The organism is Thiomicrorhabdus sp. (genome assembly GCF_963662555.1).
GTDB lineage: Bacteria > Pseudomonadota > Gammaproteobacteria > Thiomicrospirales > Thiomicrospiraceae > Thiomicrorhabdus.
Genome location: NZ_OY759719.1, coordinates 2,133,901 through 2,158,017, shown reverse-complemented (window position 1 = coordinate 2,158,017; position 24,117 = coordinate 2,133,901). Strand labels below are relative to the sequence as shown.

The following is a 24,117-nucleotide window of genomic DNA, read 5'->3' as shown; positions in this document are numbered from 1 at the left end:
TAATCTGGATTTTTATTTTCATTTTTTTGTGGGCTGGGTGGACGTTTTATTTTAATAAATCTCCATTTCAAAACAACATCAGTCAATTTTTTCCAAACCAACAGAGTATTGAGTCTCAGTACCTAAAAAACCGATTGGCTGAAACTCAGGCAACGAGTTGGTTAATGCTTGCTATTAAAGCAGAGACTTCTCAACAAAAGCAGAATGAGCTGAGCCAGTCTGTTAAATCTCAACTATTAATTTTGCCAGGTGTAAAACAAGTCTTAAATGGCTCAGAAATTTTTCAGAGTCCACTACAAGGTAAATCTCCACCAAAACTTTACCCTTATCGTTATTTACTCACACAATTTGAGACTTTAGAGCTTCAATCTGATATCAAGAAAAGATGGCAAGAGTACCAATTAGGATTTGTATTGGATAAACACTGGTTGTTAGATGATCCTACTTTTCAGTGGGGAATCTATCAAAAGCAGTTAAAACCTAGTTCGCAGTTGGCCAAAGAAAACGGTGTGTGGGTCAATGTTGAAAATAACCGTGCATTATTATTGATTAATAGCCAAAAAGATCCTCAAGTTCTTTCTGATATTTATGACAACCTAGTCTCTATTTTAGGTAAAGATCATTTTCAGTTATCTGGCTCAGACTGGGTGTCTTTACAGGCCGAGCAGCAAATTAAACAGGCGGTTAACTGGATTACGAGTTTAGCGGTTGTTATGGTGTTTTTAGCTCTTTTTGTGGCCTTTCGCTCAACTAAACTCATTTTTTATAGCAGCTTACCTCTGGTGGTTGCTTTTTTAGTGGGGATATTAAGCACAATTAGCTTCTTTGGTCATATGCAGATGATTACCTTGGCTTTAGGTGCAATTTTATTAGGTGTGGCGATTGATTACCCCATTCACACCATCTCTGCATATCAATCTAGAAAAACATCTGTGGTATTAAGGCTATGGCCAACGATTCGTTTGGGGGCGTTAACCAGCGCGTTTGGATTCTTGATGTTGTGGTGGACAAATATTGAAGGTTTGCAACAGATAGCGATATTTGCTTCAAGTGGCCTGTTATCGGCGTTATTGGTGACTTATGCTCTCAGGCCATATTTGGCTGAGTTTTATAAGTTTGATGAGGTGAAAGAGGTTAATGACTTAGCTAACCTAAAAAAGTCTGTTAATAACAGTATTAGTGGCTCTTCTAATTTGATTTTTTATGTTTTACCAGGCCTGGTCATTATTACAGCCGTTTTATATTTCAAGCCAATCCAGTGGCAGGATGATATCGCTAGTTTAAGTCCGGTTTCAAAAGATTTAATTTCTACAGATAAGCAATTAAGAACGCTGTTTAACTATCAGGAAGCAGGAAAAAAACTACTTTTACCCGCTAGTAACATTGAATCACTTTTGCAAAAAGAAGAAGATTTATTGGCTGAGTTAAATGCATTAAAAACTTCAGGAGCAATAACGCAGTTTCAAATGCTTTCGCAGATTCTTCCTAGCCAAGTTGAGCAAACTCATCGTCAACAAACTTTACCTGATTTAAATTCCCTTAAAACGGAGTTAAGCCAAGCTGTGGAGGGGACGGGGTTTAAAAGCAAACATTTTCAATCCTTTGTAAATAGCGTAGAACAGAGTAAGAACTTACCTTTGTTGACGTATGCTCAGTTTATCGATTCGTCAGGGAATTTCGCACAGTTAGCCAAGCAATTAGCATTGCCTATATCTGATCAAATGATTGGTGTGATTAATCTGTCAGGCGTGTCATCGGATCAAGCAATCCAAGATTTTGTGACAAAGCATCGTGATACAGGCCTGATTTATTTTAATCAACGAAGTTTGGTGGCCCAGCAAATTTCAGAGATTCGTACTAAACTCTTCCAAATACTCAGTTTTATTATTGCGGTGATAGCCTTGAGTCTTTGGTTGAAATACCGAAATATCAAACCAATATTAACGGTTTTAGTTCCGATTTTAATGGCCATGGGTTTTACATTAGCGACCTTTGCATTACTGAATGTTTCGCTGAGTATTTTCCATTTAATGAGTCTAATGCTGGTAGCAGCGATTGGAATTGATTATGCATTACTGTTTTTTGAAGGTGCTGTGCAAAAGGAGGATGGTAATGAATGGAACCGTTCAGTACTCGTGGCATTTTTTACTACGATAGGTTCGTTTAGCATATTAAGTTTAAGCCAATTAGCATTGCTTAATGCGATTGGCTTAACGGTGCTTATTGGCGTTTTTTGGGTTTACAGTTTGTCGTATTTTATGTCCAAGAGATTGGCTATAAAAAACGATTATTGAGATAACAATGCTAATCTTGAATGATATTAGGTGACTGGGTTAAGGATTTAACCAGGCCTGGTAAATTCATACCTTTTCTTAATAGTTTTTTTGCAACCATTAAGGTAATTTGAGTAATATCAAACCCCGCTCTAAAGTGGCTCGCTCTTCTATTCTCTGCATAGATCGTATCGATTGGAATAAAGGCAAAGCCATAGCCTAAGTGAGCCGAGTCAATTAACACTTCACTTTCAAATACAAAGCCTGATTTATTCTCATAAGGTAGTTTTAGTAATTTAAGCAGGCTAGAAGGGTAGAGTCGAAACCCCGACTGGCTATCCGCAATGGGTTTTCCTGCCGCCCAACTGACCCAAAAATCGGCAATGCTATTTGCAATACGTCTTGAACGTGGAGCGTTTTTCCGATCTTTTAATCTTGATGCGATGCATAAATCGTTTGGATTTTTTGCAAAATGAGCGAGCAGTTTTGGAATATCTTCAGGGTTATGTTGTGCATCTCCGTCCAGAGTTATAACTGCCTCAACCCCAAATGATAACGCTTTCTCAAAACCAGCTTGTAATGCCTTTGCTTTACCCCCATTAACAGGTAAATCCACTAAAATGGCATTCGTTTTTTGAACCAATTCGGCGGTATCATCCTGCGAGGCATCATTTACCACAATCACAATTTTTGACTGTTTCAATGCCTCTGTAATCACATTGGTGATGGTTAAGGTTTCATTGTAAGCGGGGATTACTATTGCAAAATTAGTCATCTAAATTTGGCATCCTTTGCAGGTATTTATTGGTAGTTTTATAAAACTTTATTGAGCATTCTTTGGTTTTTTAGAATTTTGCTGAGAAATAAACCCGTATGGTACCAGTTTAAAAATAATGCTTCTAAAGATAATTTATATACCTGGCTTAGATTAAGTTGATAAGTTGCTTCTGCAGGTAAACAAATACTTTTGAACCCTAGGTTGTTCGCTATTGTTGAACAGCGTAATAAGTGGTAACGATTTGATATAACGACTACGTTTAACGGTACTTGTTGTTCAAGCAACAGTTTTCGAGTCTGTTTTAAATTTTCTAAAGTGTTTTTTGATTGGTCTTCTACGAGGATATTAACCTTTTTCTTTTGGTTGGGATGGCATTCTGTGAACAGTGAATTGAAGTATTTTAAGCCTGCTTGTGCTTCACTGACTGTATTGGTATGAGTGCATCCACCCTGAAAGATTAAGGTCTTAGGAGTGTGTGTTTCTAAAGCTTGATAGGCAGCAATTATTCGTTGTTTATATTCTAAATCTAATTGATTATGTTGTAGTTTTTTTCCAAATATAATCCAAGTGCCAATGGTTTCTTTAGGAACTGCTGTTTTAGATGCTACATTGTAGGCTCGATAAAACTGCCATATTAAAGGCAGACCTAGCAATATTGCGGCCCAGATAAAAGAAAGGGATAGCATTAATATGCCATCCCCGTCTACTCTGTGTTGATAACTATTAGAACTATTTCTCAACCGATTACATCACGCTTAACTGTACTTGAATATTTCTATCTAAATTACTAATCCAACCATTATAGTTGCTATGGATTGTCTTATCTTCGGGATTGTAATTTAAATTTTCACTTGATTGATAAATCAAACTATATGAATCTTTAGAATATGGAATGCTAATTTTAGCAACATGTGTTCTCAATAAAAGAGTTCCTTCTAAATGAGTTTTGTCTTTAACTTTAATAATCCATCCTAAAGATGCTCCGGCTCTAATAATGGCATCTTTAACTTGTTTACTAGACTGAATATTTGACGGCACGGCATGCTGCTCAACATCATGTACAGGTTTAGTTCCACAACCCGATAAAGATAGGGTTAAAAGGAAAGCGGAGAAAATATAAAAAATGTTTTTAAAAGTCATCTTGATTTGCATATTGTTTGCCTTTTAGGGTGAAAATAAATGTATATCTATTTAGTTATTACGAAAACCTGATTTCAAAATTATAAATTATTTTATAGTGTTGATGATAAGTAATTTACACCATTCCACCATTAATAGAGATAACTTGTCCTGTTACATAACTCGCCTTATCCGAGGCTAAAAAGCTGACTAAATCGGCTACTTCTTGGGTTTTTCCTGCTCTTTGCATGGGGACGACTTGTTTTAATCTTTCTGTTGGAAAGCTAGAATTTGCCATCTCACCCTCAATAACACCAGGTGCAACCACATTTACGGTAATTTTACGTGATGCCAATTCAAGTGCTAATGATTTACTTGCTCCAATTAATCCTGCTTTTGCGGCGGCATAATTGGCTTGGCCACGATTGCCCATAATTCCTGCTACAGAAGCGATATTAATCACGCGACCCCAGCGAGTTCTAATCATAGGAAGTAATAACGGTTGGGTGACATTGAAAAAACCATCCAGCGAAACTGAGATGACCTTTTGCCACTGTTGATGTGTCATTCCTGCCATGACAGCATCATCATGAATACCGGCATTATTGATTAAGACTTGCACAGGTCCTGTTGCTAATATCTTTTCAAGGCCAGCTTCTACAGCATTAACATCGGTTAAATCAAAGCAAATTGCATGGGCTAACCCTCCTTGATTATTGATGTTTTCAGCGAGTAATTCGGCTTTATTTAATTGTGAGTTAGCATGAATCCAAACTTCATAACCATCCATAGCAAGTTGGTTTGCGATGCTTGCTCCTATATCGCCACTGCCTCCAGTGACGAGAGCTTTTATTCTTGATTTTTCTGTCATATTTTGCCTGTTGAACCTACTTTTTAATCCGAATTTGGATGTACTACCATAACTTTTGCTGAACAAACGTATCCAAACTGAGCGTCGGTAATCGTAAACTCGTAGAGTTTACTGATTTCATCACGCATAACGGCATTTGCTTTGATCTCTAAAAACTCCGTGAGTGGGTCAAAATCTCCCCATTTTACGGCTTTTAGCATGGCAATATACCCTAGCTTAGGCTGGTCATTATCTGAATCTCGTTCCAGTAACCCACCATGTACCGCTATCGCTTGGGCACCATATTCAATTAAATGCATTTTTGAGAGTTTGCCATCCGTTTTCAACGGATTGTCTGTATTGAGATGCGATTGTGTTCGGCAAACAATCTCTTCATTGGAGAAAGTGATAACTTGTTCTAATAAACACATGCCACCAGCATGTGGAATCATGGCTTCAATATCTGATTTGCTCAGAATAGATGTTGCTGTCACGTTAGAGAAACCTTAATAAAGTTATTTCGATTTAATGGAAAATGGATTTCTGAACTTTCTCTGTTTGACTCAAACAACACCAAAGATTGCAAAAGCGGATAGGCTTCTGCTGCAGGTAAGCCTGAATAGGGATTATTAAAAGAAGTGGCTGTTGGAGTCTGTTGTGTAATTGAAAGATTAAGAGCAGGGTAGTCAGTTTGTTGATTTGAGTCACTGGCGTCTAAAATCATTGAAAAAGCAAATGGAATGGCTGCATTTTGTGAAGCATCCTTTGGTATTAAATCATCTAACGGCAAATCATAAATGACCATTAAAACTGGCTTTGCATAATTTTGTGATTGCAATGTCGCTTCTAATAGACCATTTGCTATTGCGTACTGGCCTACTGAAATAGCACTCGCAGGGGATTGATTTTTTTGACCTATCATCCAATAACCTGCTGGTGCGTTGTGTACCGAATTATGGAATTGTGTTGGCGATATCATCGGTTCTTCTTCAGCAACAGTCTGGCACATTCTGGCGGAGATGTGGGTATCACCATCTTTACTCACAAATAAAACGGGTAATTTGCTGTCTGCCTGCGGATAACGCTGTTGAAAATGAGTGAGCGCTTCTTCAGCGGTTTTCAATGCCAGCTTAATGGTGGCGGTAGTGCGACGACGTTCATTTGGTGGCAGAAAGGTTGGACTGTACTTTTCTAACGCTTCAGATGTGTCTGGTGATTGGTTTTGTAGCATCATTGATTTAAAGTTTTCAAAATTTACCAGGCCTGGTGCAGTAAGACCAATACTAAGTATTTGAGCTTTCATTACACTGACTCCATTTTTAAAATCACTGAGGCGTTATTACCGCCAAACCCAAAGGAGTTACTCATGACATATTGTAGCTTCTGATTGGTTTCTGTAAGTTGCAGGGTTTCCAAAGGGATATTTACCGTGGAGTGTTGCAGTTTTTCAGTTAACTGAGGGTCTAAATGGGTTAAATTCAAATTTGCTGGTACAAACTGTTCTTCTAGTAGCCATTGGCAAAAAATGATTTCTGTGATTCCTGCTGCACCTAATGTGTGTCCAGTAAAGCCTTTGGTAGAACTTACCCAAGTTGGAGAGGCTTCTGTAGAAAGGTGAGCAACAGCAGAGATTTCTGAGAGATCATTGCTAGGAGTCGCTGTGCCGTGCAGATTAATATAATCAATATCTTCCATGCTAATCTTAGCTTGTTGCATAGCGGCCAACATCGCTAATTGTGCTCCTTCTCCTTCTGGATGTGGGGTTGATATGTGGTAAGCGTCACTACTTTCGCCAACTCCCATAACTTTAATCAATGGATCTGGGCCTGCGGATTCTTCAAAAGGTGATGTGTTGCTTAGCAGCATAAAACCACCAGCTTCACCAATATTAATGCCATTTCTATCTTGATCTAGTGGTTTACAAATCTGTTCACTAACCAAGCCTAAAGCATTAAAGCCGTGTAGTGTCGTCAAACATAAGGTATCCACTCCGCCAACTACGACGGCATCTACAATGTCTGCATTTAGCCAACGTTGTGCCACTTCAAATACCTTGGCACTTGATGAACAAGCGGTAGATATGGCAAAACTTGGACCTTCTATCTCTAGTGCTTGACTACAAAATTGAGCTAAAGAATCCATTTGCTGGGTCGTTTGGTAATTATATTCATCAGGTTTTAGTTCATTTCTAAAAAGATGTTCCGTAGCCGCTATCCCTGAGGTACTGGTACCAACCACTAAACCAATACGATGACGACCATGTTTTTTAACCAGTTGATTTACTTTAGATAAAAAGCCATTCTCTTGCAGGGCTTGCCAAGCTAATTGATTGTTTCGGCAAGCGTATCTTTTAAAGGATTCGGGGAGCTGTATGTTTTCAAGATTGTTTACTACACCTAAGAAAGTGTTGATGCTGGGAATTCTTATATGAAAATTCGTTTGATTTGATAATCCTGTTTTTTCAGTTTTTAATGCTTTGATGTGTGCTTCTTTGTTTTGGCCTAATGGCGAAACTAAAGAGGAGCCTAAAATGAACATAAATCGACATTTCCGTGAATATTTTTAATCTATAATGTACGCCAATTTTAGTACAAAACAAGATAACATCCCAATGAAGTTTCCATTTAAATTTTCAAAACTGACTGCACAACAAGCAATGTATGAAGCACAAAAGATTGCGTTTTCGCCTATGACTTTTCAGGCTGTCAGAATTGCCTGGAAGCGAGGTTTGTTACAACTTCTTTCGGATACACCAGAAGGGCTGACGCCAAAACAAGTGGCCGAAAAGGTTGATATGAGACTGTATGGCGTGCGTGTGGTCTTGGAATCCTGTTTGAGTGTAGGGGTGGTTGCGTTTGAGGATGAAAAATATTTTGTAACCAAAACGGGGCAGATGTTTTTATACGATGAAATGACTCAAATTAATATGAACTATAACCATGATGTGAATTATTTGGGGATGTTCTATTTAGAAGAATCAATTGATTCAGCGACACCCGTTGGCTTAAATAAAACGTTTGGTGATTGGCCGACTATCTACCCAGCACTAACGGCTTTACCTGAACCGGCTAAATCTAGTTGGTTTGAGTTTGATCACTATTATTCAGATAATGCCTTTCCAATTGCTTTACCTCATGTTTTTAAAAGTTCACCTAAAAAGCTTATGGATATTGGCGGAAATACCGGTAAGTTTTCAATGACAGCGGCTAACTATAACGATAATGTGAATATCACGATTGTTGATTTGCCCGAACAGTTAGCCGTTGCTAAGACGCATATTATGCAAGCCGGGTTGCAGGGAAGAATCAACACTATTCCTACCAATATGCTTGATCATTCTCAGGATTTACCGCTTGGCTATGATGTTATTTGGATGAGTCAGTTTTTAGATTGTTTTGGGGACGAAGATATTATTGCCATATTAAAACGCGCCGCTCAAGCGATGTCAGCAGACAGCAAACTATTTGTTCTGGAAACGTATTGGGATAATCAACGTTTTGAAGAGGCGGCATTCTGTGTTGTAAATACCTCTCTGTATTTCACGGCCTTGGCCAATGGTACTAGTCGTATGTATCGTTTGTCAGATATGCTGGGCTTTATGGACGAGGCGGGGTTGACGGTTTGTAATACCGTAGAAAATATTGGCAAAGGTCACACTCTTTTAGAAGCTCAATTAAAGTAAATCTTAAATAAGAAAACCTTAAAAAGAAAAGCTTAAATAAGCAAAACTTTATGGCTTTTTACTTGATGTTTCTTTGATTTTTATCAAACAGCCAGATTTGTTTAAGTGGTATTTTTGAAAGTCGGTATAAAAAGGTAAGTAAAGAGCTACCTCTATGATGAGGTAAAAATATTTGCCGGATGTAAAACTCACCAATAAATAAAACAACACTCCCTAGATAGAAAAGCACTGCGATATAGCTTAGCGATAAAAACGTGAAATGAAAAAATAGCGAGTTTAATTTCAGTAACCATAGGCTTAATAAAAAACTTAGCCAAATCCAGGTCACTATTCGTGTGTACTGTCGTTCTGCAAAAGTATCTTCCGCATCCATTAAAAGAGCATATCTTGTGATGATAGGGGTTTTATCTTTAAGTAGGCTCCAAGCAAATAAAGTCAGTAACAGCGTTAATAAGATAAAAGTAAATGACTCTATGAGGGTTTTAACTTCTGCATCACCCCAATAGAATAAGGCAAACAATCCCGCGGTTATGCTTAGACCCCAAATGAATTTATGCGCCATTATTCATATCCATAAACTCTGTCTTTAGACCGTAAAAAATTCCAGGTAAGCGTTAAACCATAAGTATGGCTAAACTGATTATCAATCAAAGGGCTGTCTTTGTATACGGCTTGGCTTAAGTCAAAGCCATGCCAAAAGGCACCAAGCCAAAAGTTGTCAAAATGATAACTTAAGCCAACGGTATAGTTCACACCAGAAAACCCTTCTGTCGATTTATAGAAAGGGCGTTCATTCGATGCATACTGGAGAGGAACGCCGTAGAGATAATTATGATATTCAGAAGAAGAGTATTGAGCGGATACGCCAGCTGTTAATTCAATACGATTTTTACTTGAATAAGCCTTTTTATAAGAATAGCTAACTCCTGGACTGGTTATCCAACCTTCTGTATGTATGGTTTTGAAGTCAGAGGCAATAATTGCTTCAAATGGGAATTCAAATTTTACGGTATTGGCTCCGTTGTTAAACAGGGCGTATTTTAAAACAGGTCCTAGTCCGATCGAACCATCTAAATCATTCATTCCTGCCCGTTTAGCATTTTCTTTACTTGAAACGGGGATGTTGCCTGAAGCACTTAAATCTAATTCAAAATTGTTGTTTTCAAAGAAAGGTTTAACCACTTTATTGTTATTAATAGAGAAATCTTTCCCGCGATAGACAATATATGGAATAGGTAAAACAAGCGTATTTTGCTCTTTTGACCCGGGGTAATCAGGGTATGAAATCATGCCGGGACCTAAACCGAACTCCCACTTAGGTAAGCTTGGCTCAGCGTAAATAGCTTGAGGCATTCCAGAAGAAAATAAGATCGTTATTAAAAGTAATTTTTTCATTTGTAGGTGTCTAAGATGGGCCGTTTTAAATGTGCCGTCTAAATGCTTATTTAATTCTAGGCGAGTGATTAAATATTTTACACTACTTGGTTAGGGGCTAAAACACTAAAGCTGGATAGGTGTTTACTTAATGAGTAGAAGGGGGAGTGTAAGAAACATAAAGCTTCTTACACTTAGGTCTTAGAGAGGGTTTTTACTGAGCTAGATTTTGTTTTTTCTCGATTGATTTAATATTAATGAGCATGGAAATAGAGATGATTAACGCGATCACAAAGAATCCAGAGAATACATATAAGGTTTCAGAATAAGAACCTGTAGCATCTTTGACCATTGAGATGATTAGAGGGCCAACTAAACCAGCCGCAGCCCATGCCGTTAAGATATAACCATGAATTGCACCAAGTTCTTTGGTTCCAAATATATCTCCAATATAGGCCGGTATTGATGCAAACCCTCCACCATAACAAGACATAATAAAATATAAGATTACCTGGAATAATATAATTTCAGTAATTGATGGTAAGACATAAAATGCAATGGCTTGGGTTGCAAAGAAAATGATATAGACAATAGGTCTGGTTAAATAATCCGATAATGAAGCCCAGAAAATTCTGCCCGCACCATTAAAAATTCCCATTAAACCAACAGCCGCCGCGGCTATCAATGCAGATACACCTAGAACTTCTTGTAACAGAGGAGAGGCAACACCAATAATTGCAATACCACAAGTAACGTTGATAAATAGCATTAACCATAGGCCATAAAAGCGCGGCGTTTTAACGGCTTCGTGTAAACCAAGCATGGCAAGATCAGTTTTGAGTGTTTTATGACCCGCTTCTACTTTTTTCTTAAAGCCTTCTGGTAAATATCCTTCTTCTGGTTTTTCTAAATACATAGCAGAAGCGAACATAATCACAAAATAAGTGACACCCAGGGTAATAAAAGTTGATGCTACGCCAATTTCAGAAATTAATACTTTAATAGTTGGTCCCCATATTGCAGAAGCAAAACCAAATCCCATAATGGCTAAGCCTGTTGCTAGGCCTCGTTTGTCTGGAAACCACTTTACGAGTGTAGAAACCGGAGAGATATACCCGATACCTAAACCACACCCGCCTAAGACTCCGTAAAAGAAATATAGCAGGAGTTTTGATTCCATTAATATGGCTAAACCAGACCCTGCAGTACCTAAACCAAAAAGTACGGCAGCAATAATAGCGGCGACTCTTGGACCATTGCGTTCAACAAATTTGCCCATCAACGCGGCAGATAAACCTAAGAAAAAGATGGCTATACTAAATGCAATCGTTACATCTGTTAAAGTCCAATTCATTTCATCTTTAATTGGGTTAACGTACACACTCCATGCATACACAGAACCAATACATATATGAACCCCAACGGCTGCTAAGGCCATAAGCCATCTATTTTTTTTCATAGATTAAATCTCCTTTAAATCATATTCGGGAAAAATTTAAGTAAAACGGTTTAATGCGGCGTCAATTGCCATGTTAATCAAATTTGATTTTCTCACCGCTAAAAAGAATATTGATTACCTTTAATTTTTATATCTCACAGGATAATCCAATGCTAACAGCCTGATAATGTGAAATAACTGATGGACATAATATGCGATATTACAAATCAAGTCATGAGCATTGGAGTGTGAAAAATTTAATGGCATTATAAGAATTTGAGAACCATTTAAGAAACTTAAAATAAGGCTTTTTATCTCATTTGGTTGCTTACTTTTTAAATTAGCAAATTACCAGGCCTGGTAATTTGCTTTTAACTCTATCTTTTTTATTGGTTATAGACCATAAAAGAGCACTCTCTAGGCTTAGGCTAACGGATGTTCTCAAATAAAGTTGGTTAAACTCTACTTTGTATCCGCACTTCCGCACTTCCGCAATTCCGCAATTTCACAATTTCACAATTTCTCAATTTCTCAATTTCTCAATTTCTCAATTTCTCAATTTCTCAATTTCTCAATTTCTCAATTTCTCAATTTCTCAATTTCTCAATTTTCAGTTCCCAATTTGCAAATTAATACTTATCAAGTTATTACGAATTAATGAAGTTTGATTTTTATAGAATTTAATTTTTATTAAAAGTAATAAAAAGTTCTTGTAATGAAAGTTTTGTTTAGGTAGTATAAGAACAAATAGTTCATAAGGAGAACATTTTGTGAATTCTAATCATTATGTATTAACCATTTCTTGCCCTGATAAGACTGGAATTGTTTCTAGAGTATCTACATTTTTGGCAGAAAATAATTGTTTAATAAATGAAGCAAATCACCATGCTGATAAAGAGTTAGGCATGTTTTTTATGCGAAATGAAATTTCTAAACTTAATATCTCTGAGGAAGAATTTCAGACTGAGTTTAGTGTGATTGCTGAAGAGTTTGATATGAAGTGGAACCTTTCAGCATGTGCAATTAAAAAGCGCGTCATCATTATGGTGAGTAAACAAGATCATTGTTTATATGATTTGTTATATCGCTGGAAGTCTGGAGAGATGGACTTTGAGATCCCTTGTGTAATATCTAATCATCTAGATTTAAAGTCATTGGTTGAATGGCACGGGATTCCATACGTTCATATTCCCGTAACGCCTGACAATAAGCCTCACGCATTTTCTGAAGTGGTTAACTGGGTTGATCATTATCAGGCCGATACTATCGTCCTTGCAAGATACATGCAGATTATTCCCCCTGATTTGTGTCAAAAATATCCAGGACAAATTATCAATATTCACCATAGTTTCTTGCCTTCATTTATTGGTGCCAAACCATACCATCAAGCATTTGATCGCGGCGTTAAGTTAATTGGTGCAACTTGTCATTACGTTACTGAAGATTTAGATGCAGGACCAATCATTGAGCAAGACGTTAGACGTGTTTCACATAGTGAATCTGCAGACGAGATGGTAATGCTAGGGAAAGATGTTGAAAAAAATGCATTGGCTCGTGGCCTTAAATTTCACCTAGAAGATCGTGTTCTTTTAAGTGGTAATAAAACAATAGTATTTGCATAGGAGTTTGAGATGCCACTTAGATTATTAAAGTACGCTTGGAAAAAACCAGAAGATGAGTTGCGATTTTTCCCTGAAGAAAAACCATTAGAAAAAGAGTATGACGTTGTCATTATTGGTGGCGGTGGACACGGAATGGCGTGTGCCTACTACTTAGCTAAAGAGCATGGAATTACCAACGTTGCTGTTTTAGAACAGGGCTATATCGGAGGTGGAAACACTGGCCGAAATACAACCATTGTTCGTTCTAATTATTTGACTTCTGAAGGGGTCAAATTTTATGACGAAAGCCTCAAGTTATTTAATGATTTAAGTGAAGACTTTGATTTGAATATTTTTTATTCAACTCGTGGTCATTACACCTTAGCTCATACAGACAGCTCTTTAAGAACAATGCGCTGGAGATCGGAAGTAAATAAACATCATGGCATTGACAGTGAAGTTGTTGATTCTGAAACCATCCAAAAAGATGTTCCGTATATGGATATTGAATGTAATGGTCAACATCCTGTCATGGGTGCACTTTATCACGCACCTGGTTCTGTTGCGAGACATGATGCAGTGGCTTGGGGATATGCTCGTGGAGCTCAAATGCGTGGTGTTGAAATTCACCAAAAAACCCAGGTAACAGATATTAAAACGTTTGCTGGAAAAGTGGTTGGTGTTGAAACAAATAAAGGTTTTGTTAAAGCTAAAAAAGTTATCTCTATGGTGGCTGGATCCTCACCTCGTATTACTAATATGCTGGATATCAAAACACCAATAGAAGTCTTTCCTTTACAAGCTTGTGTTACCGAGCCTGTTAAGCCATTTATGAATACGATTGTGGTATCAGGAAGCTTACATGTTTATGTCAGCCAATCTTCAAGGGGGGAGCTAGTTATGGGAGCCTCTGTTGATCCTGCCGAATTACATTCTACTCGTTCAACCCTTGATTTTGTTGAGGGGCTAACCGATCAAATGATGGATCTATTCCCTTTTACAAGTCGCTTAAAAATCATGCGTCAGTGGGCAGGGATGAGTGATATTACGCCAGATTTTGCACCAATAATGGGTAAGACCAATGTTGAAGGTTTTTATTTAGATAGCGGTTGGGGAACATGGGGTTTTAAAGCGACACCAATCAGCGGCAAAACAATGGCTTATACGGCGGCGACAGATCAAACACATGAGTTAATAAAACCCTTTAGCTTGGATCGTTTTGAATCATTTCAACTTGTTGGAGAAAAAGGGGCGGCTTCGGTCGGTCACTAAGGAGATTGTATGAAATTTATAACGTGTCCACCAATTGGGAGAAGAGCTTTAAGTGAATTCACTTATGGCGGTTTGGTTCAAGACGAACCAGAGTTTGAAGGAATAACAGAAAAGGCGTGGACTGATCACTTGTTCTATCGACATAGTAATCCTCAGGTACAAAAAGAGTGGTGGTATCACCGCGCAACAGGTATGTGGTTTTTCTTTGAAAGAAATACGCTAACGGACGTTATTAGCCATGTCAGCATTGCAAAAAGGATTGTTAAATGAAACTTAGATTAATAAAACAGCCTTTAGAGTGGATTGATAGAGATACTGAGTTCACGTTTCAGCTCGAAGGTCAAAAGGTAACAGGTTTTAAGGGTGATGTTATTACCAGTGCTCTTTGGGCTAGTGGCAACAAAGTGCTTGGACGTAGTTTTAAATATCATCGTCGTCGCGGTGTTTTGACAATGGCTAACCATGATATTAACGCGTTATACCAATCTTCCGATGAGGTAAATATTCGAGGAGATGTGGTTGAAGTTTCTGATCAACAAAGCCTTTTGTCTGTTAACACCTTTGGAAACCTTAATAAAGATGCTGGTTCACTTGTTGAACTCATATCTAAATTTCTACCGGTTGGTTTTTATTACAGAGCTTTTTACTCTCCTAAATTTTTATTCCCAAAATGGGAGTCTCTAATTAGACACATGGCAGGTTTAGGGAATGTAGATACTCGTTGGACAGAGCAGAGAAAGCATAAGCGTTACCAATATTGTGATGTTGTGGTTATTGGTGCTGGGCCTTCAGGGATGAAAGCGGCCATTAAAGCAGCACAGCAAGGTTTAGATGTTTGTTTAATTGATGAAAATACCTTTATAGGTGGTTCTTTAGATTACCAATATGCTAATGATGAGTCTCAAGTTGAAAACCGAAAAACATTAAAAGACACGATTGCTAGTATGCCTAATATTGATGTGAAAACATCTTCTTATGTGGCAGGTGTTTATGGCGATAAGTGGTTAGCTGTTAATACAAAAGAAGGTTTAATCAAAATTTCGGCACTGTCTATTGTGGTGGCAACAGGCGTATTTGAACAGCCAGCGGTATTTCGTAATAACGATTTACCAGGTGTTATGAATGCCAGTGCAGCACAAAGATTAATTGCTCGTTATGCTGTAGCTCCGTGCGAAAAATCGGTTGTGCTAACTTCTAATATTGAAGGTTATCGAGCAGCACTTGACCTTCATAAAGCTGGGATTTTTGTTTTAGCGGTTTTAGATTCAGGCGAATCAAAAGGTGAATGGTGTGATGCTGTTACTGCTTTAGGCATTCCAGTGTATAGAAATATTGAGCATATTGAAGCTCTAGGTAAAAAGTCTTTGTCTGGGGTTTTGTTTAGTGTGAATGGTAAAAGTCACATCATTGATTGTGATGGCTTACTCATGAGTGTTGGCTGGGCACCTGCAGGTGCTCCAATTTATCAGTTAGGGGGAAGCTTTTCTTATGACTATAACGTTGAGCAACTTACACCTAAAACATTACCTGATGGGTTATTTTCTTGTGGCCGTATAAATGGGGTTTTTGATATTGAAGACCAATTAAAAGACGGTGAACAAGCAGGGTTAAATGCGGCTGAATACGTTAAAAATCAAACCTTAACACCGACAGTAGATTTGACCTCAAGTATTGCCCACTCTCATTCTTACCCAATTTGGGATCATCCTAAAGGCAAAGCGTTTGTTGATTTTGATGAAGATGTTCAGTTTAAAGACTTGAAAGCGACGATTGCTCAAGGTTTTGACAATATTGAACTAATGAAACGTTTTTCTACCATTGGAATGGGGCCAAGTCAGGGTAAGCACAGCAATATGAATGGTATTCGTATTTTGGCTAAATTAACAGGCAGAACCATTGATGAAGCGGGCTCAACAACCGCAAGACCTATGTTTCATCCTGTTCCAGTTTCTCATCTAGCAGGTATGCGTTTTAGACCAGAGCGTCTAACCGCACTGCATAGCCAACATGTCGCAAAAAATGCCAAATTTATGGAAGCGGGTAATTGGTTAAGACCAGAGTATTATCAGAGTCAGTCTGATAGACAGGCTTGTATTGATGCTGAAGTAAATGCGGTTAGAAGCTCAGTAGGACTGATTGATGTTTCTACTTTAGGTAAGTTAGAAATATTTGGTAAAGATGCCGCTGAACTGATGGATCGTCTTTATACCATGCGTATGTCAAACATGAACGTTGGGGCAAGTCGTTACGCTGTAATGGTCGATGATACAGGTGTTATTACCGATGATGGTGTTGCAATTCGCTACAGCGAAGAACATTACTATGTCACAACTACAACAAGCAGTTCAGATGCCGCTTACCGACTTATTCAAATGAAAATCATTGAATGGGGATTGGATGTCACTGTGCTAAACCGAACAGGTCAATTAGCCGCTATGAACCTAGCAGGGCCAAATTGTCGACGTATTTTGTCACAACTGACTTCTTTAGATTTAAGCAATGAAGCTTTTCCTTATTTGGCAATGCGTCAAACAGAAGTTTGTGGTCATAAAGCAACTCTTATAAGGGTCGGCTTTGTAGGTGAACTTGGCTATGAAATCCATCTTGAATCTACAAACGCAGCGGCAGTTTGGGATGAAATTATGAATAAAGGTCAAGAGTTTGATATCAAACCATTTGGTGTAGAAGCTCAGCGAATCTTAAGACTTGAAAAAGGCCATATTATTGTAGGTCAGGATACTGATGGATTAATGAATCCTTTTGAAGCGGCAATTCCTTGGTCAGTTCATCTTAAGAAACCTTATTTTATAGGTAAGCCAAGTTTAGAAAAATTAAAGAGCTTACAAAAGCGTAAATTGGTTGGGTTTGAACTTGTCAAAGAACCTGTTGGGGAAGCTCCTCTTGAATCGAACTTGTTTATTGAGCAAGGCGAGATTGCAGGCAGAATTACCAGTGTTTCTTATAGCCCATCTTTACATAAAACTATTGGTTTAGCAGATGTTTCATTAGCATTTTCAGAAGTAGATACCTTGCTGAATATTAAGCTAACCAGCGGTGATTTTATTAAAGCTAAGGTTGTTGCATTACCTTTTTATGATCCAAAGGGTGCTAAGCAAACTCCTGAGGAACTTCCTGAAGGAGAGGTCGCATGAAAATTCAATTAACAAAACACAGTTTGCCAAATTTAACAGTTTTGAGAGGAAAAAATTTACCGCAACTGATTGCCAAACTTGAAATAGCGAATCCTGAATTATTTAAATATGAACTTTTTAATAAAGAAGAGTTCATAGCCAACTTAGGTCAAGAAGAGATTTTGATTAATCATTCAAAATTTTCTTACGACCAACTTGAATTACAACAATATGCATTCCAACGAGGGGATGTGGTGATTACCTTGTCGGGAGATTGGCGAAATTTAATGTCTGAAGTTTGTGTATTTGATTTTAGACAAGCCAAACCTGGTGATTTTGTAATGGTTTTAATGGCGGGTGTAGGCGTCTGGATGCTTATACCTGAAGAAGGAGAACCCGTCACGATAGGATGTGACCCAACTTATGGTCAGTATTTTATTGAAACCTTGGAAAAACAAATCGAAACATCCCCATTTTTAAATTAGGAGTGTCTAAATGACTTTAGAAGAAGCAAAAAAATTACTTAAAGACAATGAAGTTAAATTTATTTTAGCCCAGTTTGTCGATATTCATGGCGTAGCTAAAACTAAATCTGTTCCTGTTCACTGTCTAGAAGATATTGTGAAAAGTGGTGCAGGTTTTGCAGGTTTTGCAGTTTGGGGATTAGGGTTAGAACCTCATCAAAGTGATTATATTGCCAAAGCTGATTTAAGCACATTATCTCTAGTGCCTTGGCAGCCTGGTTATGCTCGAGTTTCTTGTACAGGCTATGTAGATGGCGAGCCTTATGCATTTGATTCACGTCATATCATGTTAAAACAAATTGAAAGATTAAGTGCTAAAGGTTGGACGCTTAATACTGGTATCGAACCAGAATTTAACCTGTTAAAGAAAGATGAAACAGGGCAAATGGTTCCATTTGATGAATCAGATACTTTGCAGAAGCCATGTTATGACTATAAAGGGATGTCTCGTTCACGTCACTTTTTAGACAAATTTGTTGATTCGTTACAGCAAGTTGGTTTTGACGTTTATCAAATTGATCATGAAGATGCCAATGGCCAGTTTGAAATTAACTACACCTATAGCGATGCTAAAACATCGGCTGACAGAATTACCTTTGTAAAAATGGCAGGTAGTGAAATTGCCAATGAAATGGGAATGACCTGTTCATTTATGCCTAAACCAAATTCTAATCGAACAGGAAATGGCTTTCATTACCATCTCTCTATGACCGATGAGAGCGGCACAAACTTATTTGCAGATGAAAGTGATGAAAACGATCTTGGATTATCAGAAATGGCGTACCACTTTATGGGTGGGCTTATTCACCATGCTAAAGCTCTGTGTGCATTTTCAGCTCCTACCGTTAACTCATATAAACGACTTGTAGTTGGGCGTTCATTGTCTGGTGCTACATGGGCACCTGCGTTCATTAGTTATGGTGATAACAACCGAACTGCAATGGTGCGAATTCCACGCGGCCGTTTAGAGTTTAGACTTCCAGATTCTGGTTCAAATAGCTATTTAGTTACTGCTGCAATTATTGCTGCAGGATTAGACGGAATTGAGAAAAAGTTAGATCCAGGTACACCTAAAAATATCAATCACTACGCATTGTCATTAGAAGAAATTGCTGATTTAGGGATTGAAACTTTACCACAGTCATTAGGTGAAGCCGTAACAGCTCTAGAAAACAGCACGGTGTTCCATGAACAGCTTGGTGAAGACTTTGTTAAAGAATTTATTGATATAAAACGCATGGAATGGGTTGAATACCAGAGACATGTTTCAGATTGGGAAATTAACCGTTATGCGGATTTCTTTTAAGGAGAAAAAAATATGTGCGGAATTGTAGGTTTATACCTTAAAAATCAAAGTTTAGAGAATCAGCTAGGTGAATTGTTTGAACCTATGTTGATTGCTATGACAGACCGTGGTCCAGATAGTGCAGGATTTGCTATTTACGGAGATGAAGTCGAACAAGGTATGGTTAAGATTACTCTTCAACATGAAGATGAAAATTACCCTTGGCACAACTTAGCAGGGCAACTAGAAGAAGATTTTAATACGTCAGTTTCTGTTTTACATAATGCAAATGCCGCTGTATTTAAGATGAAAGGTGATGAAGCTTTAGTTAGAGAAGCTATTACTGAATATGCTCCAGACGTCAAAATTATGAGTGTGGGTTTATCAATTGAAATTTTAAAATCAATCGGTTTGCCAGAAGAAATTGTTAAGAAATTTAATTTAAAAGGAATGAAAGGTTCTCACATTATTGGCCATACCCGAATGGCTACTGAAAGTGGTGTAAGTATGGAAGGGTCTCACCCTTTTACAACGGGGATGGACTTATGTTTAGTGCATAACGGCTCTCTTTCAAACCACAACCGTTTAAGGGAAGAATTAAAAGCCAAAGGCATAACTTTTGAAACAGAAAACGATTCTGAAGTTGCTGCTGGATACCTGACTTGGAGATTACAAGAAGGCGATACCGTTAAGCAAGCGTTAGAAAGTGCCATTGATGATTTAGACGGTTTCTTTACCTTCACAGTTGGTACTAAAGACGGTTTTGCAGTAGTTAGAGATCCTATTGCTTGTAAGCCAGCGATTATTGCAGAGACAGATGATTACGTTGCAATGGCTTCTGAATACCATGCGTTATCTACATTACCAGGTATCGAGAACGCCAAACTTTGGGAGCCTGATCCAGGCAAAGTGTATTACTGGGGTAAAGAGTAAACATTTAGGGTTTAAGTAAAGGAAATACTATGAAATTCAATCTAAAAGAACAAAGTGTAAGAGAGTTAAATCAAGCACTTCATAATTTGCCTGAATCTTCTACTGAAACTGTTTTAGTTGAAGGAATCAGTGGTGATCATAATTTATGTGTGGGCCTTAATGCACCAGTAAATATTGAGATGCAAGGTCATGCAGGCTACTACTGTGCGGGCATGAATAAACATGCAACAGTTACGATTAATGGAAACGTTGGGCAAGGCGTTGCAGAAAATATGATGTCAGGAAAGGTTCATGTAAAAGGTAATGCAAGTCAGTCTGCTGCCGCAACAGCACATGGTGGATTACTGGTTGTTGATGGTGATGCCGCAGCTCGTTGTGGAATTTCCATGAAGGGTGTCAATATTGTTGTTAAAGGTTCTGTTGGCCATATGAGTGCTTTTATGGGTCAATCAGGTTGTATGGTGGTTTGTGGTGATGCGGGCGAAGCTTTGGGTGACTCTCTTTATGAGGCTCACCTGTATGTAAAAGGCAAAGTCGCTTCTTTAGGTGCAGACTGTATTGAAAAAGAGATGAGGCCTGAGCATATTGAAGAACTCCAAGCCTTATTAAATGAAGCAGGTTCTGATGAAAAACCAGAAGACTTTACTCGTTATGGTTCTGCTCGTCAGCTTTATACCTTTAAAGTTGATAATGCCTCGGCGTACTAATTGGTAAACCAAGTGGCAAACTAAATAGAAAGAATAAGGAGTCTATCATGACTGATAAACAACCAGGTTTGAAAGAATCGGCCACTTTTAGCCGAGATGTTATTAATGAAATTCAACGTGCTGCAGATACCGGAATTTATGATATCCGTGGATTTGGTGCCAAAAGAAAAGTACCGCATTTTGATGATCTTCTATTTTTAGGTGCAAGTATGTCACGTTACCCATTAGAAGGGTATCGTGAAAAATGTGGAACGGATGTTACTTTAGGAACCCGTTTTGCCAAAAAGCCTATCAAATTAGATACTGTTGTAACGATTGCAGGTATGAGTTTTGGTGCTTTATCGGCCAATGCCAAAGAGGCATTGGGTCGTGGAGCAAACATTGCAGGTACTTCAACCACTTCTGGTGATGGTGGTATGACACCTGAAGAGCGTAAAACCTCTAAAACCTTGGTGTATCAGTATCTACCTTCTCGCTACGGCATGAATCCAGATGATTTACGTAAAGCCGATGCGATTGAAGTTGTACTTGGACAAGGTGCTAAACCAGGTGGGGGCGGTATGCTTTTGGGTCAAAAGATTTCAGACCGAGTTGCTTATATGCGAAACCTACCAAAAGGGATTGATCAGCGAAGTGCTTGTCGTCACCCAGATTGGACTGGCCCAGATGACTTGGCCATTAAAATTCAAGAATTACGTGAAATCACAGATTGGGAAGTACCTATCTATATCAAAATCGGTGCGACACGTACTTATTATGATGTGAAACTTGCCGTAAAAGCAGGGGCAGATGTTATTGTCTTGGATGGTATGCAAGGTGGTACAGCTGCAACGCAAGATGTGTTTATTGAACACGTTGGTATTCCTACTATGGCGGCACTTCCGCAAGCGGTACGTGCATTACAAGAAATGGGTATGCACCGTAAAGTACAATTAATTGTTTCTGGTGGTATTCGTAGTGGTGCCGATGTCGCTAAATGTATGGCATTAGGAGCAGATGCGGTAGCCATTGGTACAGCAGCACTTGTCGCTCTAGGTTGTAACCATCCTAAATGGGATGAAGAGTACAAAAAAATTGGTTCTGCGGCAGGTTATTACGACGATTATCATGAAGGCAAGTGTCCAGCTGGTATATCAACGCAGGATGAAGGTTTGGCTGCTCGTTTGGATCCAGAAGATGCTGGACGACGTTTAGCAAATTATCTACACGTTCTAACCTTAGAGGCTCAAACTTTAGCAAGAGCTTGTGGTAAATCGCATCTACATAATTTAGAGCCAGAAGACTTGGTGGCTTTAAATGTAGAAGCAGCTGCCATGGCTGGTGTTCCACTCGCTGGTACGGATTGGATTCCAGGTAAAAAAGGGTATTCATAAGGTTATGTCTGCACAAATAATTGACGGTAAACTTGTTTCTCAAGCGATTAGAGAAAGGGTCAAAGATGCTGTTGATATGCGTCAATCTCAGGGGTTAAGAGCTCCTGGGCTTGCTGTTATATTAATTGGTGAAGATCCAGCCTCAGCCATTTATGTAAATAATAAAAAGAGGGCTTGCGAGCAAGCAGGTTTGGTCTCAAAAGCTTGGCATTGGCCTGATTCAACCACACAAACGGAACTATTGAATTTAATTGAACAATTGAATGATGATTCCTCCGTAGATGGTATTTTAGTTCAACTGCCTTTACCTGAACACATTGATACTGAAACGGTAATTGAAGCCATTCATCCTGACAAAGATGTAGATGGTTTTCACCCATATAACATTGGTCGGTTAACGGTACGCATGCCAACACTAAGGCCTTGTACACCTTTTGGTTGTATGAGTTTGCTCAATCATTATGGTTTATCTGCTAAAGGTAAGCATGCGGTGATTGTAGGAGCATCAAATATTGTTGGTCGTCCGATGTCTTTAGAGCTTTTGTTAGCAGGGGCCACCACAACGGTTTGCCATCGTTTTACTGAAGATCTAAAAGTACATGTGGGTATGGCAGATATACTTGTCACAGCCGTTGGAAAGCCTAATTTTATTCCAGCAGACTGGATTAAACCAGGAGCAATTATATTGGACGTTGGTATCAACCGTTTAGAAGATGGTTCTCTAACGGGAGATGTTGATAAAAATGCGATCAATGTGGCAGGACACGTAACTCCTGTTCCAGGTGGTGTTGGTCCTATGACAATTGCTACTTTGCTAGAAAATACTCTTAAGTCATGTGAGCGACGTCAAGGGTTTTAAATGAAATAATGATTATTGCCAATATTTAATAGGTTGTTTTCAATAAGCCGTATTCAAAATTGAATACGGCTTTTTTGCTTTAGCGAATGAAAGAGCTTTGCCCGAGATTTATGTTTATGCAAAAGTCTCTATGAGTATTTAAAAAGTTATTAAGATTAAAGGAAATTTTGTGAAGGTTCTTATCGTTAAACATGCCGTTTTTGAAAAAGAAGGGAATATGGCAGCTTGGCTGCAAAAAAAACAAGCTGATGTTGTGTATCTTAATTTATACGAATCTACTGTTTTTCCTGACCCTAAAACATTTGATTTAATTGTTTTATTGGGTGGCCCAATGAGTGTAAATGATGAGGAGGAGTATCCATGGTTGGTTGCGGAAAAACGATTTGTCAAAGAAGCTTTATTGTTAGATATGCCTATCTTAGGTATTTGTTTGGGGGGTCAACTTATCGCTAATGCATTGGGTGCACCTGTAACCTTAAATAAAGAGACTGAAATTGGTTGGCATACTATTTCAAACAGTACATCAAATAGCACTTCAAACAAAAGAATATTTCAGTTTCCTGAGCAAATGCCAATTTTTAACTGGCATGGAGAAACTTTTGCTTTACCTACTGGAGCAGAATCTATAATGAAAAGTCAGGCCTGTGAAAATCAAGGTTTTCAGTATGGTGGGAAAGTTATTGGGTTGCAATGTCATCCTGAAGTGACACCTGAAATTATTCAAGACTGGATTGACGAAATAGGTGAACAGATGGTTCAAGGTGAGTTTGTTCACACCCCAGAACAAATGTTTGTTGATGTAGAGAATAAAGTGGCACAAGCACAAATACAGCTTGAAAATATGCTCGATTTTATTACGATAAAAAAGTAATAAAGCGTGTTAGATTAAGTCAATTTTTTAAAATTAAATAGCCTTTT

23 protein-coding genes are annotated in these 24,117 nt (G+C 38.3%); 13 read left to right on the top strand and 10 right to left on the bottom strand.

Annotated features, from left to right (window positions below; genetic code table 11):
- Positions 1-164 precede the first annotated feature (164 nt).
- Positions 165-2,294 carry an MMPL family transporter gene (locus ACORJQ_RS09645; protein WP_321324042.1) on the top strand — a complete coding sequence of 710 codons (2,130 nt, stop codon included), beginning with the start codon at positions 165-167 and terminating at the stop codon, positions 2,292-2,294.
- Between the two features lie 10 nt (positions 2,295-2,304).
- Here the strand turns inward: ACORJQ_RS09645 and ACORJQ_RS09640 are convergent, their stop codons facing one another.
- The 7 genes from ACORJQ_RS09640 to ACORJQ_RS09610 all read right to left on the bottom strand — a co-directional run bounded on the left by ACORJQ_RS09640 (position 2,305) and on the right by ACORJQ_RS09610 (position 7,558).
- A complete protein-coding gene (locus ACORJQ_RS09640) occupies positions 2,305-3,048 on the bottom strand; it encodes a glycosyltransferase family 2 protein (RefSeq protein WP_321324040.1) in 744 nt (247 codons plus the stop codon).
- Between the two features lie 38 nt (positions 3,049-3,086).
- Positions 3,087-3,791, bottom strand: coding sequence for a YdcF family protein (locus ACORJQ_RS09635; RefSeq protein ID WP_321324038.1), 705 nt, complete (start codon positions 3,789-3,791; stop codon positions 3,087-3,089).
- A 4-nt stretch (positions 3,792-3,795) separates the two neighbouring features.
- Positions 3,796-4,203: an ApeA family protein gene (locus tag ACORJQ_RS09630; RefSeq protein ID WP_321324036.1), complete on the bottom strand. Its 408-nt coding sequence runs from the start codon at positions 4,201-4,203 to the stop codon at positions 3,796-3,798.
- 103 nt (positions 4,204-4,306) lie between these two features.
- The gene (gene fabG, locus ACORJQ_RS09625; protein WP_321324034.1) at positions 4,307-5,041 is read right to left on the bottom strand and encodes a 3-oxoacyl-ACP reductase FabG; all 735 of its coding nucleotides are present in this window, start codon (positions 5,039-5,041) and stop codon (positions 4,307-4,309) included.
- 23 nt (positions 5,042-5,064) lie between these two features.
- Complete coding sequence (locus ACORJQ_RS09620; protein WP_321324032.1) at positions 5,065-5,514, bottom strand: hotdog family protein; 450 nt, start codon at positions 5,512-5,514, stop codon at positions 5,065-5,067.
- Complete coding sequence (locus ACORJQ_RS09615; RefSeq protein WP_321324031.1) at positions 5,511-6,323, bottom strand: beta-ketoacyl synthase chain length factor; 813 nt, start codon at positions 6,321-6,323, stop codon at positions 5,511-5,513. The genes ACORJQ_RS09620 and ACORJQ_RS09615 overlap by 4 nt, the downstream gene beginning before the upstream one ends.
- Positions 6,323-7,558: a beta-ketoacyl-ACP synthase gene (locus ACORJQ_RS09610; protein ID WP_321324030.1), complete on the bottom strand. Its 1,236-nt coding sequence runs from the start codon at positions 7,556-7,558 to the stop codon at positions 6,323-6,325. Before ACORJQ_RS09610 ends, ACORJQ_RS09615 begins: the two co-directional genes overlap by 1 nt.
- Positions 7,559-7,631: 73 nt before the next feature.
- Between ACORJQ_RS09610 and ACORJQ_RS09605 the strand changes: the two genes are divergently transcribed.
- Positions 7,632-8,702, top strand: a complete 1,071-nt coding sequence (locus ACORJQ_RS09605; RefSeq protein WP_321324029.1) for a class I SAM-dependent methyltransferase — start codon at positions 7,632-7,634, stop codon at positions 8,700-8,702.
- A gap of 58 nt (positions 8,703-8,760) precedes the next feature.
- On the opposite strand, the gene ACORJQ_RS09600 is transcribed toward ACORJQ_RS09605, so the two are convergent.
- From ACORJQ_RS09600 to ACORJQ_RS09590, 3 genes are all read right to left on the bottom strand, one after another.
- Positions 8,761-9,264, bottom strand: a complete 504-nt coding sequence (locus ACORJQ_RS09600) for a COG4648 family protein (protein ID WP_321324028.1) — start codon at positions 9,262-9,264, stop codon at positions 8,761-8,763.
- On the bottom strand, positions 9,264-10,097 hold the full coding sequence (locus tag ACORJQ_RS09595) for a MipA/OmpV family protein (protein ID WP_321324026.1): 834 nt from the start codon (positions 10,095-10,097) through the stop codon (positions 9,264-9,266). Before ACORJQ_RS09595 ends, ACORJQ_RS09600 begins: the two co-directional genes overlap by 1 nt.
- Before the next feature lie 193 nt (positions 10,098-10,290).
- The gene (locus ACORJQ_RS09590; protein ID WP_321324024.1) at positions 10,291-11,535 is read right to left on the bottom strand and encodes an L-lactate MFS transporter; all 1,245 of its coding nucleotides are present in this window, start codon (positions 11,533-11,535) and stop codon (positions 10,291-10,293) included.
- Positions 11,536-12,284: 749 nt separating this feature from the next.
- Here ACORJQ_RS09590 and purU point away from each other — a divergent pair.
- The 11 genes from purU to ACORJQ_RS09535 all read left to right on the top strand — a co-directional run bounded on the left by purU (position 12,285) and on the right by ACORJQ_RS09535 (position 24,070).
- A complete protein-coding gene (gene purU, locus ACORJQ_RS09585; RefSeq protein ID WP_321324022.1) occupies positions 12,285-13,136 on the top strand; it encodes a formyltetrahydrofolate deformylase in 852 nt (283 codons plus the stop codon).
- Between the two features lie 9 nt (positions 13,137-13,145).
- Complete coding sequence (locus ACORJQ_RS09580) at positions 13,146-14,387, top strand: FAD-dependent oxidoreductase (protein ID WP_321324020.1); 1,242 nt, start codon at positions 13,146-13,148, stop codon at positions 14,385-14,387.
- A gap of 9 nt (positions 14,388-14,396) precedes the next feature.
- On the top strand, positions 14,397-14,657 hold the full coding sequence (locus ACORJQ_RS09575) for a sarcosine oxidase subunit delta (RefSeq protein WP_321324019.1): 261 nt from the start codon (positions 14,397-14,399) through the stop codon (positions 14,655-14,657).
- Positions 14,654-17,539 carry a glycine cleavage T C-terminal barrel domain-containing protein gene (locus ACORJQ_RS09570; RefSeq protein WP_321324018.1) on the top strand — a complete coding sequence of 962 codons (2,886 nt, stop codon included), beginning with the start codon at positions 14,654-14,656 and terminating at the stop codon, positions 17,537-17,539. Before ACORJQ_RS09575 ends, ACORJQ_RS09570 begins: the two co-directional genes overlap by 4 nt.
- A complete protein-coding gene (locus ACORJQ_RS09565; protein WP_321324017.1) occupies positions 17,536-18,003 on the top strand; it encodes a hypothetical protein in 468 nt (155 codons plus the stop codon). Before ACORJQ_RS09570 ends, ACORJQ_RS09565 begins: the two co-directional genes overlap by 4 nt.
- 10 nt (positions 18,004-18,013) lie before the next feature.
- Positions 18,014-19,348 (top strand): type III glutamate--ammonia ligase, encoded by a 1,335-nt coding sequence (gene glnT / locus ACORJQ_RS09560; RefSeq protein WP_321324016.1) that lies wholly within the window; start codon positions 18,014-18,016, stop codon positions 19,346-19,348.
- 12 nt (positions 19,349-19,360) lie between these two features.
- Positions 19,361-20,260, top strand: coding sequence for a class II glutamine amidotransferase (locus ACORJQ_RS09555; RefSeq protein WP_321324015.1), 900 nt, complete (start codon positions 19,361-19,363; stop codon positions 20,258-20,260).
- A gap of 29 nt (positions 20,261-20,289) precedes the next feature.
- On the top strand, positions 20,290-20,967 hold the full coding sequence (locus tag ACORJQ_RS09550) for a GltB/FmdC/FwdC-like GXGXG domain-containing protein (RefSeq protein WP_321324013.1): 678 nt from the start codon (positions 20,290-20,292) through the stop codon (positions 20,965-20,967).
- 47 nt (positions 20,968-21,014) lie between these two features.
- Complete coding sequence (locus ACORJQ_RS09545) at positions 21,015-22,340, top strand: FMN-binding glutamate synthase family protein (protein ID WP_321324011.1); 1,326 nt, start codon at positions 21,015-21,017, stop codon at positions 22,338-22,340.
- A 4-nt stretch (positions 22,341-22,344) separates the two neighbouring features.
- Positions 22,345-23,199: a bifunctional methylenetetrahydrofolate dehydrogenase/methenyltetrahydrofolate cyclohydrolase FolD gene (gene folD / locus ACORJQ_RS09540; protein WP_321324009.1), complete on the top strand. Its 855-nt coding sequence runs from the start codon at positions 22,345-22,347 to the stop codon at positions 23,197-23,199.
- Between the two features lie 169 nt (positions 23,200-23,368).
- Positions 23,369-24,070, top strand: a complete 702-nt coding sequence (locus ACORJQ_RS09535) for a type 1 glutamine amidotransferase (protein WP_321324008.1) — start codon at positions 23,369-23,371, stop codon at positions 24,068-24,070.
- Positions 24,071-24,117 lie beyond the last annotated feature (47 nt).